At 69.6% G+C, this 12343-nt stretch carries 14 protein-coding genes; 9 read left to right on the top strand and 5 right to left on the bottom strand.

Annotated elements, in window-relative coordinates; translation table 11 throughout:
• Positions 1 to 75: 75 nt before the first annotated feature.
• From LX14_RS06350 to LX14_RS06340, 3 genes are read left to right on the top strand one after another with little or no spacing between them, the layout of a single operon-like run.
• On the top strand, positions 76 to 609 hold the full coding sequence (locus LX14_RS06350; RefSeq protein ID WP_253646396.1) for a PaaI family thioesterase: 534 nt from the start codon (positions 76 to 78) through the stop codon (positions 607 to 609).
• A gap of 23 nt (positions 610 to 632) precedes the next feature.
• Positions 633 to 1982, top strand: a complete 1350-nt coding sequence (locus LX14_RS06345; RefSeq protein WP_253646395.1) for a flavin monoamine oxidase family protein — start codon at positions 633 to 635, stop codon at positions 1980 to 1982.
• Positions 1979 to 2818 carry an aldo/keto reductase gene (locus tag LX14_RS06340; RefSeq protein ID WP_253646394.1) on the top strand — a complete coding sequence of 280 codons (840 nt, stop codon included), beginning with the start codon at positions 1979 to 1981 and terminating at the stop codon, positions 2816 to 2818. Before LX14_RS06345 ends, LX14_RS06340 begins: the two co-directional genes overlap by 4 nt.
• A gap of 7 nt (positions 2819 to 2825) precedes the next feature.
• Here LX14_RS06340 and LX14_RS06335 read toward each other — a convergent pair whose 3' ends face one another.
• Entirely contained in the window at positions 2826 to 3734 is a 909-nt protein-coding gene (locus LX14_RS06335) for a LysR family transcriptional regulator ArgP (protein WP_253646393.1), read from the bottom strand.
• A gap of 70 nt (positions 3735 to 3804) precedes the next feature.
• On the opposite strand from LX14_RS06335, the gene LX14_RS06330 reads away from it, so the two are divergent.
• A complete protein-coding gene (locus tag LX14_RS06330) occupies positions 3805 to 4440 on the top strand; it encodes a LysE/ArgO family amino acid transporter (RefSeq protein WP_253646392.1) in 636 nt (211 codons plus the stop codon).
• Positions 4441 to 4526: 86 nt separating this feature from the next.
• Here LX14_RS06330 and LX14_RS06325 read toward each other — a convergent pair whose 3' ends face one another.
• Positions 4527 to 5396 carry an aldo/keto reductase family oxidoreductase gene (locus LX14_RS06325; protein ID WP_253646391.1) on the bottom strand — a complete coding sequence of 290 codons (870 nt, stop codon included), beginning with the start codon at positions 5394 to 5396 and terminating at the stop codon, positions 4527 to 4529.
• Positions 5397 to 5553: 157 nt separating this feature from the next.
• On the opposite strand from LX14_RS06325, the gene LX14_RS06320 reads away from it, so the two are divergent.
• Positions 5554 to 5985, top strand: coding sequence for a GtrA family protein (locus tag LX14_RS06320; RefSeq protein WP_253647912.1), 432 nt, complete (start codon positions 5554 to 5556; stop codon positions 5983 to 5985).
• Positions 5985 to 6809, top strand: a complete 825-nt coding sequence (locus tag LX14_RS06315) for an SDR family oxidoreductase (protein ID WP_253646390.1) — start codon at positions 5985 to 5987, stop codon at positions 6807 to 6809. Before LX14_RS06320 ends, LX14_RS06315 begins: the two co-directional genes overlap by 1 nt.
• A gap of 3 nt (positions 6810 to 6812) precedes the next feature.
• Here the strand turns inward: LX14_RS06315 and LX14_RS06310 are convergent, their stop codons facing one another.
• Entirely contained in the window at positions 6813 to 7169 is a 357-nt protein-coding gene (locus tag LX14_RS06310) for a Fe-S protein (protein WP_253646389.1), read from the bottom strand.
• Between the two features lie 44 nt (positions 7170 to 7213).
• Here LX14_RS06310 and LX14_RS06305 point away from each other — a divergent pair, with 44 nt between their 5' ends.
• Both LX14_RS06305 and LX14_RS06300 read left to right on the top strand, forming a co-directional pair.
• Entirely contained in the window at positions 7214 to 7669 is a 456-nt protein-coding gene (locus LX14_RS06305) for a MarR family winged helix-turn-helix transcriptional regulator (RefSeq protein WP_253646388.1), read from the top strand.
• Between the two features lie 45 nt (positions 7670 to 7714).
• Entirely contained in the window at positions 7715 to 8518 is an 804-nt protein-coding gene (locus tag LX14_RS06300) for a UbiA family prenyltransferase (RefSeq protein WP_253646387.1), read from the top strand.
• 7 nt (positions 8519 to 8525) lie between these two features.
• Here the strand turns inward: LX14_RS06300 and LX14_RS06295 are convergent, their stop codons facing one another.
• Together LX14_RS06295 and LX14_RS06290 are read right to left on the bottom strand one after the other, a co-directional pair.
• Positions 8526 to 9389 carry an alpha/beta fold hydrolase gene (locus LX14_RS06295; protein ID WP_253646386.1) on the bottom strand — a complete coding sequence of 288 codons (864 nt, stop codon included), beginning with the start codon at positions 9387 to 9389 and terminating at the stop codon, positions 8526 to 8528.
• 34 nt (positions 9390 to 9423) lie between these two features.
• Positions 9424 to 10302, bottom strand: coding sequence for a TIGR03619 family F420-dependent LLM class oxidoreductase (locus LX14_RS06290; RefSeq protein WP_253646385.1), 879 nt, complete (start codon positions 10300 to 10302; stop codon positions 9424 to 9426).
• A 136-nt stretch (positions 10303 to 10438) separates the two neighbouring features.
• Between LX14_RS06290 and LX14_RS06285 the strand changes: the two genes are divergently transcribed.
• A complete protein-coding gene (locus LX14_RS06285; protein ID WP_372505262.1) occupies positions 10439 to 12343 on the top strand; it encodes a glycosyltransferase in 1905 nt (634 codons plus the stop codon).

Here is a 12343-nt window from a genome sequence, read left to right as displayed (position 1 = left end):
TGGTTTCATATAGCCAGCAAGTGCTGACCGTCCACGGTGGATGAGAATCCATCGCGATCGCCGAGGAGCGGATCGATGACCGCAGACATGACCACCCCCCGCACCGGCGACTCCGCCCTCGCGGACGACGCCCGACGTCGCACGTTCACCTGGCGGGACCCCTCGGAGACGGCGTCCGGCGCGGTGGGGCGGACGGGGATCGAGTTCATGCGAGCGTTGGCCGCGGGTGACATCCCGGCGCCGCCGATCATGGCGCTCACCGGTGCCGAGCTCACCCGGGTCGACGAGGGTGTCGCAGCGTTCACCCTCGAGCCGGCCGAGTACCACTACAACCCGATCGGCTCCGTACACGGCGGGATCATCGCCACCCTTCTGGACTCGGCGGCCGGGTGCGCCGTCCACACGACGTTGCCCGCCGGCGTCCGCTACACGACCCTGGACCTGTCGGTGAAGTACCTCCGCGCGGTCCGGGTCGAGACGGGTCCTGTGGTCTGCACCGGCACGGTCGTCCACGCGGGTCGCCGGACCGTTCTCGCGCAGGCCGAGCTCCGCGACGCCGACGGGGCACTTCTCGCGTCGGCGACGAGCAGTTGCATGATCCTGGTCTGACACCTGCCCGGAGGAGGACGCCGATGGCCCGGCCGGACACCGTCGTGATCGGGGCCGGGGTGTCGGGGCTCGCCGCCGCCCGGTTGCTGTCGCAGCACGGACGCGACGTCGTCGTGCTCGAGGCGCGGGACCGCGTCGGCGGTCGCGTCGTCACCGATCGGTCCGACGGCCGGGTCACCGACCTCGGGGCGTCGTGGATCCACGGCGTCGACGGGTGTCCGGTCGCCGCGGCGGCTGATGCGTTCGGGATGGCGACTGTCGAGTTCACCGTCGGCGCCTACCAGCCCGACAGCCGCCCCATCGCACTCCACGGCCCCGACGGCCGACGTCTGACGCAGGACGAGTCGCGAGCGCACGCCGCCGACATCCACGCCCTCGACGCGGCCCTGGTCGGTGTCATCGCCGCGTCGCCACCGGACGCCTCCTACCGCGACGTCACCGAGCAGGCTCTCGCCCAGCAGGGGTGGGACACCCACCGCGCGGCTCGCGTGCGGGAGTACCTCGAGCACCGCGCAGAGGAGCAGTACGGCGTGTGTATCGACGATCTCGCGGCGCACGGTCTCGACGACGATTCCGTCGCCGGCGACGAGGTGGTCTTCCCGGACGGATACGACGCCCTTCCGTCGCACCTCGCCGACGGTCTCGACATCCGGCTCTCCCACGTCGTGACACACATCCGGTGGGGCGCCGACGGTGTCGTCGTGACCACCGACCGCGGCCGGTTCGAGGGCCGCACCGCGATCCTCACGGTGCCCGTCGGCGTCCTGCGGTCCTCCGATCTGATGATCGACCCGCCCCTGCCGTCGACGAACGCGCGCGCACTGGATCGCCTGCGGATGAACGCCTTCGAGAAGGTCGTCCTGCGATTCCCGCACCGGTTCTGGCCGGATGACTTCTACGCGATCCGCCGGCAGGGTCCGGACGGCCGGCGATGGCACTCCTGGTACGACCTCACCCGGTTGCACGGCGAACCCACCCTGCTGACGTTCGCGGCGGGGCCGACCGCGCTGGAGACGCGATCGTGGGACGACGCGGGACTGGTCGAGTCGATCCTCGCGCAGCTGCGTCACCTGCACGGCGACGTCGTGCCCGCTCCGGTCGCGGTGCATCGGACGGACTGGCTGGGCGACCCGTATGCCCGCGGCTCCTATGCGTACATGGCGGTGGGCGCGACCACCGCCGACCACGACGACCTGGCGACTCCGATCGGCGACGTGCTGCACGTCGCCGGTGAGGCGACGTGGACCGATGATCCGGCCACCGTTCCCGCCGCGCTGCTGTCCGGGCATCGGGCGGCCTGCCGGGTCCTCGGACACCCGGTGGCGGTCGAGGCGCTCTGGGCGGGCGGCGCGTCGACGATGATGGGTCGATGAGCGCTCTCGCGATCCCGACCGCCCCGCTGACCGACGCCCCGCCGATCCCGCTGGTCGGACTGGGCACCTACAAACTCCTGGGGCGTCCTGGAGCCGACGCCGTGGCCACCGCGATCCGCTCCGGATATCGCCTCATCGACACCGCGACCCGATACAGCAACGAGAAATGCGTGGGTATCGGGATCGCCGACTCGGGCGTGGACCGCGATGACGTCACCGTGATCACCAAGCTCGGTGGCGGCGACCACGGATTCGACCCGACGATCGTCGCGGCCCGCGAGTCCGCACGTCGACTCGGCGTCGACCGCATCGACGTCTATCTCATCCACTGGCCGTGCCCGAGCCTCGGACTGACGGTGGAGACGTGGCGCGCGATGCTGTCCCTCGTCGATGACGGACTCGTCGGTGCCGCCGGTGTCTCGAACTTCACCGTCGACCAGTTGCAGATGCTGTTCGACGAGACCGGCCGGTGGCCGGTGCTCAACCAGATCCAGTGCTCGCCGGCGCTGCCCCGCCGAGAGTTGCGCGCCTTCATGACCGAGCGCGGGATCCACGCCCAGGCGTGGAGTCCGACCGGCCGGACCGAGGGTGTGCTCGACGACGAGCGTGTCGCCGGGATCGCGAAGGCCCACGGCCGCAGTCCCATCCACGTCGTGCTGCGATGGGCGGTACAGCAGGGGATCGGGGTGATCCCGAAGTCCGCGGACGCCGAGCGGCAGGTCCACAACGCGTCGCTGTTCGACTTCGTCCTCACCGACGAGGACATGACCGAGCTGGAGGGCCTCGACCTCGGCGAGGCCGCCGCGCGCGACTCCCACGTGGACGAGGAGTTCTAGACGCGGATCACACGAGGTGGTCGGGGGCGGTGGTGAGGATCATCTCGGTGAGCGCCCTGACGAGCGGTGACTCGACAGCCCAGTGCTGCCAGTACAACTCGACGTCGATGTGGCTGTCGGAGAGCAGCTGCACCGTCCCCCGGGCCAGGGCCGGCGCGATCTGCGCCTCCGGCACCGTTCCCCATCCCGCACCGAGCTCGACGGCCCGGTGGTACTCGGTCGACGCCGGGATGTAGGTCGTCGGCGGATCGACGGAGCGACGGGTGTGACGCCGGATCAGCGTGGCCATGATCGTGTCGGCGCGGTCGAACGCGACCATCGGTGCGCGCGCGAGGTCGGCACCACGGAGACCGTCGGGGAACCAGTACGACGCGAACTCCGGTGTGGCGACCGGCAGATACCGTGTCGCGCCGAGTCGATGCGCGATGCACCCACGGACGCGACCGGGTTCGGAGGTCAGCGCCCCGACCACACGACCAGACCGGAGCAGATCGGTGTTGCGGCTCTCGTCGTCCCGGAGCACCTCGATGCTCACGGGATGGCGTCGCTGCATCTCGGCGATCACCGGCAGCAGCCAGATGGCCAGCGAGTCGGCGTTGGAGGCGATCGGCAACGACACCCTCGGCTGATCCCGGGAATCGGTCGACTGCTCCTCCGGTTCGCCGGCAAGTTCGGCGAGAGCGCTGGTGCGCAACAGATCCCACTGCTCGGCGAGCCGCAGGAGCACTTCGCCGTCGGCGGTCGGGGAGCAGGGGCGAGTCCGGCGGACGAGCAGTCGACCCGTCTCGGACTCCAGCGACTTGATGCGCTGACTCACCGCCGACGGGGTGATGTGCAGCGCGCCGGCCGCGGCGTCGAAGGTCCCCTCGCGCACCACCGCGACGAGGGTGGCGAGACCGTCGCTCGAGATCGACATGAAGAAAGTCTAATGAAACGTGAAAATCATTCGCTGGTCTGTTCGTGGATCCGTCCCTAACGTCGTCGGCATGACCTGGTTCTCCACCGCACTCGCCGGCCTGCTCACAGGCGCGGGACTCATCGTCGCGATCGGTCCCCAGAACGTGATGGTGCTCCGCACCGGGGTGGCCCGCACCCACGTGCGGTCGGTGGTCGCGGTGTGCGCGACGTCGGACATCGTCCTGATCCTCGGTGGCGTCGCCGGCCTCGGGACGGTCGTCAGCGGGCACCCGTCGCTCGTCGTCGTGGCGACCGTCCTCGGCGGCGGCTACGTCATCGTCCTCGGACTGCTCGCTGCGCGACGATCGTTTCGCGCCTGGCGCGGCGGCGGGGAGGCGCTGACTGTCACCGACGAGGGGCGGCAGGTGACACGCACTGCTGTCGTCGCGACCGCGCTGCTGCTCACCTTCGGCAACCCGCACGTCTATCTCGACACGGTGCTGACGCTCGGTGCCGTCGCCAACGCCCATGGACCGTCGGGGCGGTGGGCGTTCGGCCTCGGTGCGTGCGCCGCGAGTGTCCTGTGGTTCGTTGCGCTGGGCTTCGGTGCAGGGCGTCTCGCCCCGCGGTTCGCGCGTCCGCGGGCCTGGCAGATCCTCGACGCCGTGATCGCCGTCGTCATGATCACCTTCGGTGCCGTGCTGATCGCGTCGCTGGCCGGGTGAGCCCGTCGCAGTCACCAACGTCCGCTCCAGGCGAGCAGAGGGCACTGTGCCCTCCACCCGCGCGGAGCGGACGTTCGTGACGGATGTCAGCTCGCGGCGACGCCGTCGAGCTCGGTCAGGATCTCCGGGCTCAGCTCGAGTCCTGCCCCGGCGACGTTCTCCCTCAGGTGCGCGACGGACGAGGTGCCCGGGATGAGCAGCATGTTGGGTGAGCGGTGCAGCAGCCAGGCCAGCGCCACCGACAGCGCAGTGGCGTCGAGTCGCTGCGCGATGTCCGACAGCTTGTCCGACTGCAGCGGCGAGAACCCGCCGAGCGGGAAGAACGGCACGAAGGCGATCCCCTGCTCGGCCGTGCTGTCCACGAGCGCGTCGTCGGCGCGGTGCACGAGGTTGTAGTTGTTCTGGACGCAGACGATCGACGCGATCCCCTGCGCCTCCGCCAGCTGGTCGGCGGACACGTTGCTGACGCCGATGTGCCGGATGTCGCCTGCCTTCTGCAGCTCCGCGAGGGTCTCGATCTGCTCGGCGATCGATCCCGCCTCGGGCCCGTCGACCGCACCGACGCGCATGTTCACGACGTCGAGAGCGTCGAGACCGAGATGCTGCAGGTTCTCGTGCACCTGCTGTCGCAGTTCGTCCGGTGTCCGCGCGTGCGGCCACCCGCCCTCGTCGTCGCGACGGGCACCGACCTTGGTGACGATGTGCAGGTCGTCGGGGTAGGGGTGCAGCGCCTCTTTGATGATCTCGTTGGTGACGTACGGGCCGTAGAAGTCCGAGGTGTCGATGTGGGTGATGCCGAGCTCGACGACCTCCCGCAACACGGCGATCGCCGCATCCCTGTCGGCGGGTGGGCCGAAGACGCCGGGGCCCGCGAGCTGCATCGCGCCGTAGCCGACGCGCGTGACCGTCAGGTCGCCGAGATGGAAGGTGCCGCCGGGATGTGCTGTGTCCGACATGGGTGGTTCCCTTCGTCGTGGTGTCGCGGTCGTCCGCGCTGTCATCGACGCTAATCGCGCACGCCGCGCCGGAGGAGGGACTGGGGGTCCTACCCTGATCGACGTGACCGACGCCCCACATCACTCGCACGAGGAGTTCGCCTCCCCGCATGCGCCGATGCCGATCGAACTCCCGCTCGACGACGCCGAGGCGTCGACCGACGTCGATCTGCGGACCCAGCTGATCCGTTTCGTCGTGACCGGCGCGGGCTCCGGCGTCCTCGACTTCGGTGTCACGCTGCTGCTGCAGTACGTCGTCGGTGCGCCGTACTGGCTGGCCAAGGCCGTCGGCTTCATCTGTGGCACCACGACCGCGTACTTGATCAACCGACGCTGGACTTTCCGCGCCGAACCGAGTCGAGCCCGCTTCATCGCAGTGGTGGCGCTGTACCTGGTGACGTTCGCCGTGCAGGTCGGCATCTACTCGGCGCTCTCGCATGTGTGGGACGAGACGGTCCTGTACAGCCTGTTCGCCTTCGTCATCGCGCAGGGGACGGCGACGGTCATCAACTTCGTCGTCCAGCGCGCCGTCATCTTCCGGATCCGCTGATGAACATCGATGGGACGGTCGCGATCGTCACGGGTGCCGGCGCCGGGATCGGTGCGGCCATCGCGCGGGCACTCGTGGACAACGGCGCCCGCGTCGTCGTCACCGACCTCGCCGCGGACAAGGTGTCCGACGTCGCCGCACAGATCAACGACGCGGCGGGCGGTGCGCGCGCTGTCGCGGTCGCCGGTGACGCCAGCGACCCGGAGTTGATCTCCCGCTGCATCGAGATCGCGCGCGGCGAGTTCGGTCCCGTCGACCTCTACGTCGCGAACGCGGGGACGACCGTCGGCATGGGTCTGGACTCCGACGACATCGCCTGGCACACCGCCCTCGAGGTCAACACGCTCGCGCATGTCCGGGCTGCGCGCGCACTCGTCCCGGACTGGGTGGAGCGCGGTCACGGCTACTTCCTGTCGACGGCGTCGGCAGCCGGGTTGCTCACGCAGATCGGGTCGGCGACGTACACGGTCAGCAAGCACGCCGCGGTCGGGTTCGCCGAGTGGCTGTCGGTGACCTACGGGGACGCGGGCGTCCGCGTCAGCTGCCTGTGCCCGATGGGTGTCGACACCGACCTGCTGAACGCCGGTTTCCGCAGCGATCGCGACGGGGCCGAGATCGCCGCGAACGCGGTGCGATCGGCGGGAGAGGTGCTCAGCCCGGATGCTGTCGCCGACGTGGTGATCGAGGCGATCGGTGACGAGCGGTTCCTCATCCTCCCGCACGCGCAGGTCGCGACGATGTACGCGCAGAAGGCCGCCGATCCCGACCGCTGGCTCTCCGGGATGCGGCGGTACCAGCGGTCGCTGCGGGGCGACCAGGGCTGATTCCTAGCGCCACACGACTCCGAGGCCCGCCGCCAGCACCGACAACAGCCCGACGGCGATGAACGCCGCGGTCGGGACGGTGTCGCCGGTGCGTCGCTCGCGGGCTCGCCCCATGCCGAGCAGGGCCCCGAGGACGACGAGGATCGCGAGCTTGACGCCCACCTTCACGTAGTTCACCTCGGTGCCCGCAGGCCAGGGGAACGCCAGCGCGGCGCCGCTCAGCAGCGAGACCAGCAATCCGTACTCGAGTGGACGGGTGAACACGCGGCGCCCGGAGGCGGCGAGCGTCGTCCATCCGCCGAACGTCACCGCGAACCCGACGATGTGCACCAGAACGACGACGTGTCGCAGAGTCTCCATCGGGGTCCCTCTCGCCGGAGTCAGTTTCAGCTAGACTGTAACCGATGGCCGACACATCACCCACCCCTCCTCCGGTGAGCGCATCGTTCCTGGCCATGACCCTCGGACGCTGCATACGCGAGTCGATCGAGAGCCGACTTGCCGTGCATGGCATCGCCCTGCGGCACCTGTCCGCGCTGGGGCATCTCTCCCGCGATCCCGGCGTGTCCTACAGCGAGCTCGCCCGTCGTGCGGGCGTCACCCCGCAGAGCATGCAGGCCACCCTGCGCACGCTCGAGGACAGCGGTGCGGTTCGACGGGAGACCGACGCGGGGCGTGGCCGCACGGCCCGGCTCTCGGTGACCGACGCGGGCCGGCGACTCATCGCGGAGGGTCGGTCCATCGTCGACGATCACGACGGGATCCTGCGCGAGCACCTGTCCGACAGCGCCCTCGCCGAACTGGTCGCGGTGATCCCACAGCTGACGGCCGCGGTGCGGTCCTCGGGGGAGGACGTCTGACGGCGGGACCTCAGGCGCCGCGCAGGAGGCGCGTACGGTCGCGAGATGCCAGGTTCGGGGGCGGGAGTCGTGTCGCGGACACGCGCCCTGATGCGAGCGGGTCACCCCGAACCCGGTCTGGCGGTCACCGGACTGACCGTCGCTCTCGCGGCGTTCGCGGGACTGCCGGCCCACCGCATCGCGGTTCTCGCAGTCGCCGTGTTGAGCGGCCAACTCCTCGTCGGCTGGACCAACGACCTGATCGACGTCGCGACCGACCGTGAGGCGGGTCGCGACGAGAAGCCCTTGGTGGGCGGCACGCTGCGCGTCCGGGCGGTGGGTTCGGCCGTGGCCGTCGGCGGCGTCGTCTGCGCCGTGTTCTCGCTGCTGTGCGGACCCGCAGCCGCCGCGGTCCATCTCCTCGGCGTCGTCGCGGCGTTGCTCTACAACGTCGGGCTGAAGGCGACCGTCGTGTCCTGGGTGCCGTACCTGGTGGCGTTCGGGTCACTGCCGGTGGCCGTCGGGCTCACCGACCGCCCGACGGAACTCCCGCCGGTCTGGGTGGTCGTGGTCGCCGGTCTGCTCGGCGTGGGTGCCCATCTGCTCAACGTGTATCCCGACCTCGAGGCCGACGCCGTCACCGACGTGCGGGGGCTACCCCAGCGTCTGGGCCGCCGGGGGATCCCTGTCGCCACGACGGTGGTGATGACGGCCGCGACGGCGGTGGCCGTCGTCGGGGCGGGGATGCATCTGTGGCACTGGATCGCGTTGGCCGTGGTGGTTGCGGTGTCCACCCTGTGTCGTCGTGCGCCACTCGCGGTGACCGTCGCGATCGCCGCGGTCGACCTCGCGATCGTCGTCACGGCCTGACGCGCCGTCAGAGACCGGCGCGCTCCGGGGTGGTCGACTCCATGAATTCCGTCATGATCGCGACCACCCTCTCGGGCGCCTCCGCATGTGGATAGTGGCCGACGCCGTCGAGGACCTCGAGTCGGCTGTGCGGCATGGCCTCGTGCGCGGCGTGGCCGTGGGCGACCGGGATGATCTTGTCCGCCGCGCCCCAGATGAGTTGGGTGGGCAGGTCGGCGTTCAGGTGCAGACGGCTCATCGCGCTCACGGCCTGTCCCCGATGGTCGACGACGGATCGCAGGGTCCGCAGGAACGCGTCGCGCGTCGCCCGATCGGACAACGACGCGTACGCCTGCCAGGACTGGTCCGCGCGCGGCGATCGCACGCCCGCGGCGGCCATCCACCCCCGGACCCGGCCGCCCGCCGCCACAGCCCAGTGCGGGGCGATGATCGGCAGCACCATCTCGGCACCCGGGGCGGCGAGCAGCCGCAGCGTCCAGTTGACCTCCGGCCCGAGACCGCCGGAGCCGATCAGCGCCAGTCGCTCGCACCGGTCGGGGTGTTGGTAGGTGAACTGCATGGCGATGCCGCCACCCAGCGACTGGCCGACGACCGTCACCCGGGCGACCTCGAGGTGGTCGAGCAGGTCGCGCAGGAACGCCGCGAACGCGCCGAGGGAGTAGTCGCCGCGCGGCTTCGCCGACAGGCCGTGCCCGGGCAGGTCCGGGGCGATCACCCGGTACCGCTCCGACAGGGGCCCGATCACCGCGTCCCAGGTCGCCGAACTACCGGCCATCCCGTGGATGAGCAGCAGGGTGTCGCCGGTCCCGACGTCGCGGTAGGCGATGCGCTCGCCGTGCAGATCGGTGTACTGCCTGTCCTGCGTCGTCATCGTTCTCCTTCCCGGTCGGTGGTGATTCTCCCGCTCAGCCGTTGACCTTGCTGATGACGCCGTCGGCGAACCCGCGGAGGTTGTCGATCTTGGTCTGCAGGGGCTCGGTGTCGTCACCCATGATGTACGGGATGCGGAACCCGACGATGACGTCGGTGACGCCCTTGTCCTCGAGGCGCTTGCAGCCGTCGGGGGTGTAGGCGTCGAACGAGATGACATGGACCTCGAACGGCTTGTCCTGCAGGCCCTCCGCCTTCTTGATGTCGTCGATCTTCGCGAGCAGTGCGTCGAGCTCCTCCGGCTGACCGCCGCCGTGCATCCACCCGTCACCGCGGATGACCGCGCGCTTCAGCGCCGCATCGGCGTGACCGCCGACGAGCAGCGGGATGGGTTGCGTCGGCGCAGGGGTCATCTTGATCTTCTGGATGTCGTAGAACTCGCCGTGGAACTCGAAGTACTCGCCGGTGGTGAGGCCGCGGATGATGTCCATGCACTCGTTCATGCGCCGACCTCGGCGGGCGAAGTCGACACCCATGATGTCGTAGTCCTCCGGCCACGGGCTGCTGCCGACACCGAGCGCGAGACGGTTGTCGGTGAGGTAGGCGACCGAGCCGGCCTGCTTGGCGACGAGCACCGGCGGTCGGATCGGCAGCTTGAGCACGAACGGCGTGAACCGGATGCGGCTCGTGACCGCGCCCATCGCCATCGCCTGGATGAACGTCTCGATGAACGGCTTGCCGTCGAGGAACTCGCGGTTGCCGTCCTCGGTGTACGGATAGGTCGCGTCCGACTCCTCCGGGTAGGCGATCGAGTCGGGGATGGTGAACCCGTCGTACCCGGCGTCCTCGGCGGCGACCGCGAGATCGGTGTAGTACCGCGGATCGGTCATCGCCTCCGCATAGGTGAAACGCATCGATGCTCCTCGGTCCGATTGTCCCCAAAGTAGAACATGTTTCAGTTTGCCGGACGGTCCGAATACCGTCGCCGACCACCGGACCGGCGTACAGCGATCCTTCACGCTGGTGCGTTATCGTCAGTCCCCGGTGCCGATGCCCTCGAGTAGATGCGGAGAACGAGTGGCCACCGTTTCGTCGACGGACGCGCGGCAGGTGAGCGATCAGCGGGATGACGTCGACCGCCTGCTGGCCCAGCGGACCGTGTTCTGTGGTCCCCATCGACGTGTGGATCTCGGCATGTACGTCGATGCCGAGTCCGGCACCTTCCGTGCCACCCGGGACACGCTTCGACTGCACGACGGCGCGTCCGCCAGCACCAACACCTACTTCGGTCGCTTCGCCGCCAGCTTCTGGCAGCGGTACACCGCCGTCGACACGGTCCGGCTCGAGTTCGACCACCACTGCGACGACGCGACGGGCCTCGGCGTCGCACTGCGCGCCTCGGACCAGAGTGGGCGCGAACGGCCGATCGAGAACCACCAGCTCTCCGGCCGGGGGCACGCATCGTTCGACATCCGCCTCGACCGCTTCGTCGACGGCGGCGCGATCTGGTTCGACGTCGACGCGTTCGACGGTGAGGCGACCATCTCCGACGTCCGGTGGACGGTCCCGGCGCCCGCGTCGTTCCGGCCGTCGTCGGTGGTGGTGTGCACCCACAACCGCGCCGAGGACTGCGTCACCACCGTCCTCACCCTCGCCGGCGACCCGGTCGCGATGGGTCACGTCGACCAGGTCTACGTGGTCGATCAGGGCAGCGATCGTGTCGCCGACCGCGAACGGTTCTCCGAGGTGCGCGATCTGCTCGGCGACAAGCTGCACTACCTGACCCAACCGAACCTCGGCGGCGCCGGCGGGTTCAACCGTGGGATCTACGAACTCACCGAGGGCGGCTCGACCGACACCAACATCGTCGTCATGGACGACGACATCCTGTGCGAGCCGGAGAGCGTCCTGCGGATGTCGTCGTTCGCGAACTCGACGGTGCAGCCGCTCATCGTCGGCGCGCAGATGCTGTTGCTGTCGGAGACCTCCCGCATCCACGTCACCGCCGAGTGGGAAGCGCTCGACGAGCTCAAGGCCGGCCGCCTCACCGCGAAGGCCAAGCGCGGCAAGAACCTGCTGAAGTTCAAGCAGGACGCCCGCACCGATGCGGGCTGGAACGGGTGGTGGACCTGCCTGTTGCCGGCCGAGGCGGTCACCGCCGAGAGCCTGTCGTTGCCGTTGTTCTTCCAGTGGGATGACATCGAATTCGGCATCCGGGCGCGCATGCACGGTTTCCCGACGGTCACGCTGCCGAACGCCGGTGTGTGGCACGCCGATTTCCACCTCAAGGACTACGACGACTGGTCGCGGTACTTCAGCTGGCGCAACGCGCTCATCGTCGCCGCCATCCACACCCCGTTCGACGGCAAGCACTACTCGCGGGTGGTCGCCGAGGAGATCGGTCAGCACATCGTGTCGATGCAGTACGGGCTCGCGGCGACCTTCCTGCTCGCGGTGCGCGACTTCATGGCGGGCCCGTCGATCCTCGACGACGGTGGGCAGTCGAAACTGGCCGAGCTACAGGCGCTGCGGAGTCGATTCCCCGACACCGTCCGCCGACCTGCCCACGAGGTCGGTGCCGCGTCCGATCCGAACACGCGGATCTCGGCGAAGGGCCATGAGCCCAAGGAGCACCGTCTGACCGAGGTGCTGCTCAAGCGCGTCGCGAAGCAGTACCTCGGCCGGGTGTCGTCGGCGCCGGTGTCCATCTCCGCCGACGACGCGCGGTGGTGGCACGTCTCGCTCTTCGACAACGCCGTCGTCACGGATTCCTCACAGGGCGCGGTCCGTGTCCGCAAGCGTGACAAGGAGATCGCTGCCGCTCAGCTGAAGGAGCTGTTCGAGGTGTGCCGCGACCTGCGGCGTGACGCCGACCGACTCCAGGCCGAGTGGACCCGTGCCCTCCCGGATCTCACCAGCCGCGAGAACTGGAAGCGGTTGTTCGACGGCGAGTGA

The organism is Williamsia deligens (genome assembly GCF_024171765.1).
Taxonomy (GTDB): domain Bacteria; phylum Actinomycetota; class Actinomycetes; order Mycobacteriales; family Mycobacteriaceae; genus Williamsia_A; species Williamsia_A deligens.
The sequence above is the reverse complement of the archived record's forward strand: the minus strand, read 5'-3'. Positions and strand labels throughout refer to the sequence as shown.

What these genes read in the sequence shown, in the direction of transcription:
- LX14_RS06350 (WP_253646396.1), top strand. Translation starts at nt 76, where the DNA reads ATGACCGCAGACATGACCACCCCCCGCACCGGCGACTCCGCCCTCGCG.
- LX14_RS06345 (WP_253646395.1), top strand. Translation starts at nt 633, where the DNA reads ATGGCCCGGCCGGACACCGTCGTGATCGGGGCCGGGGTGTCGGGGCTC.
- LX14_RS06340 (WP_253646394.1), top strand. Translation starts at nt 1,979, where the DNA reads ATGAGCGCTCTCGCGATCCCGACCGCCCCGCTGACCGACGCCCCGCCG.
- LX14_RS06335 (WP_253646393.1), bottom strand. Translation starts at nt 3,734, where the DNA reads ATGTCGATCTCGAGCGACGGTCTCGCCACCCTCGTCGCGGTGGTGCGC.
- LX14_RS06330 (WP_253646392.1), top strand. Translation starts at nt 3,805, where the DNA reads ATGACCTGGTTCTCCACCGCACTCGCCGGCCTGCTCACAGGCGCGGGA.
- LX14_RS06325 (WP_253646391.1), bottom strand. Translation starts at nt 5,396, where the DNA reads ATGTCGGACACAGCACATCCCGGCGGCACCTTCCATCTCGGCGACCTG.
- LX14_RS06320 (WP_253647912.1), top strand. Translation starts at nt 5,554, where the DNA reads ATGCCGATCGAACTCCCGCTCGACGACGCCGAGGCGTCGACCGACGTC.
- LX14_RS06315 (WP_253646390.1), top strand. Translation starts at nt 5,985, where the DNA reads ATGAACATCGATGGGACGGTCGCGATCGTCACGGGTGCCGGCGCCGGG.
- LX14_RS06310 (WP_253646389.1), bottom strand. Translation starts at nt 7,169, where the DNA reads ATGGAGACTCTGCGACACGTCGTCGTTCTGGTGCACATCGTCGGGTTC.
- LX14_RS06305 (WP_253646388.1), top strand. Translation starts at nt 7,214, where the DNA reads ATGGCCGACACATCACCCACCCCTCCTCCGGTGAGCGCATCGTTCCTG.
- LX14_RS06300 (WP_253646387.1), top strand. Translation starts at nt 7,715, where the DNA reads ATGCCAGGTTCGGGGGCGGGAGTCGTGTCGCGGACACGCGCCCTGATG.
- LX14_RS06295 (WP_253646386.1), bottom strand. Translation starts at nt 9,389, where the DNA reads ATGACGACGCAGGACAGGCAGTACACCGATCTGCACGGCGAGCGCATC.
- LX14_RS06290 (WP_253646385.1), bottom strand. Translation starts at nt 10,302, where the DNA reads ATGCGTTTCACCTATGCGGAGGCGATGACCGATCCGCGGTACTACACC.
- LX14_RS06285 (WP_372505262.1), top strand. Translation starts at nt 10,439, where the DNA reads ATGCCCTCGAGTAGATGCGGAGAACGAGTGGCCACCGTTTCGTCGACG.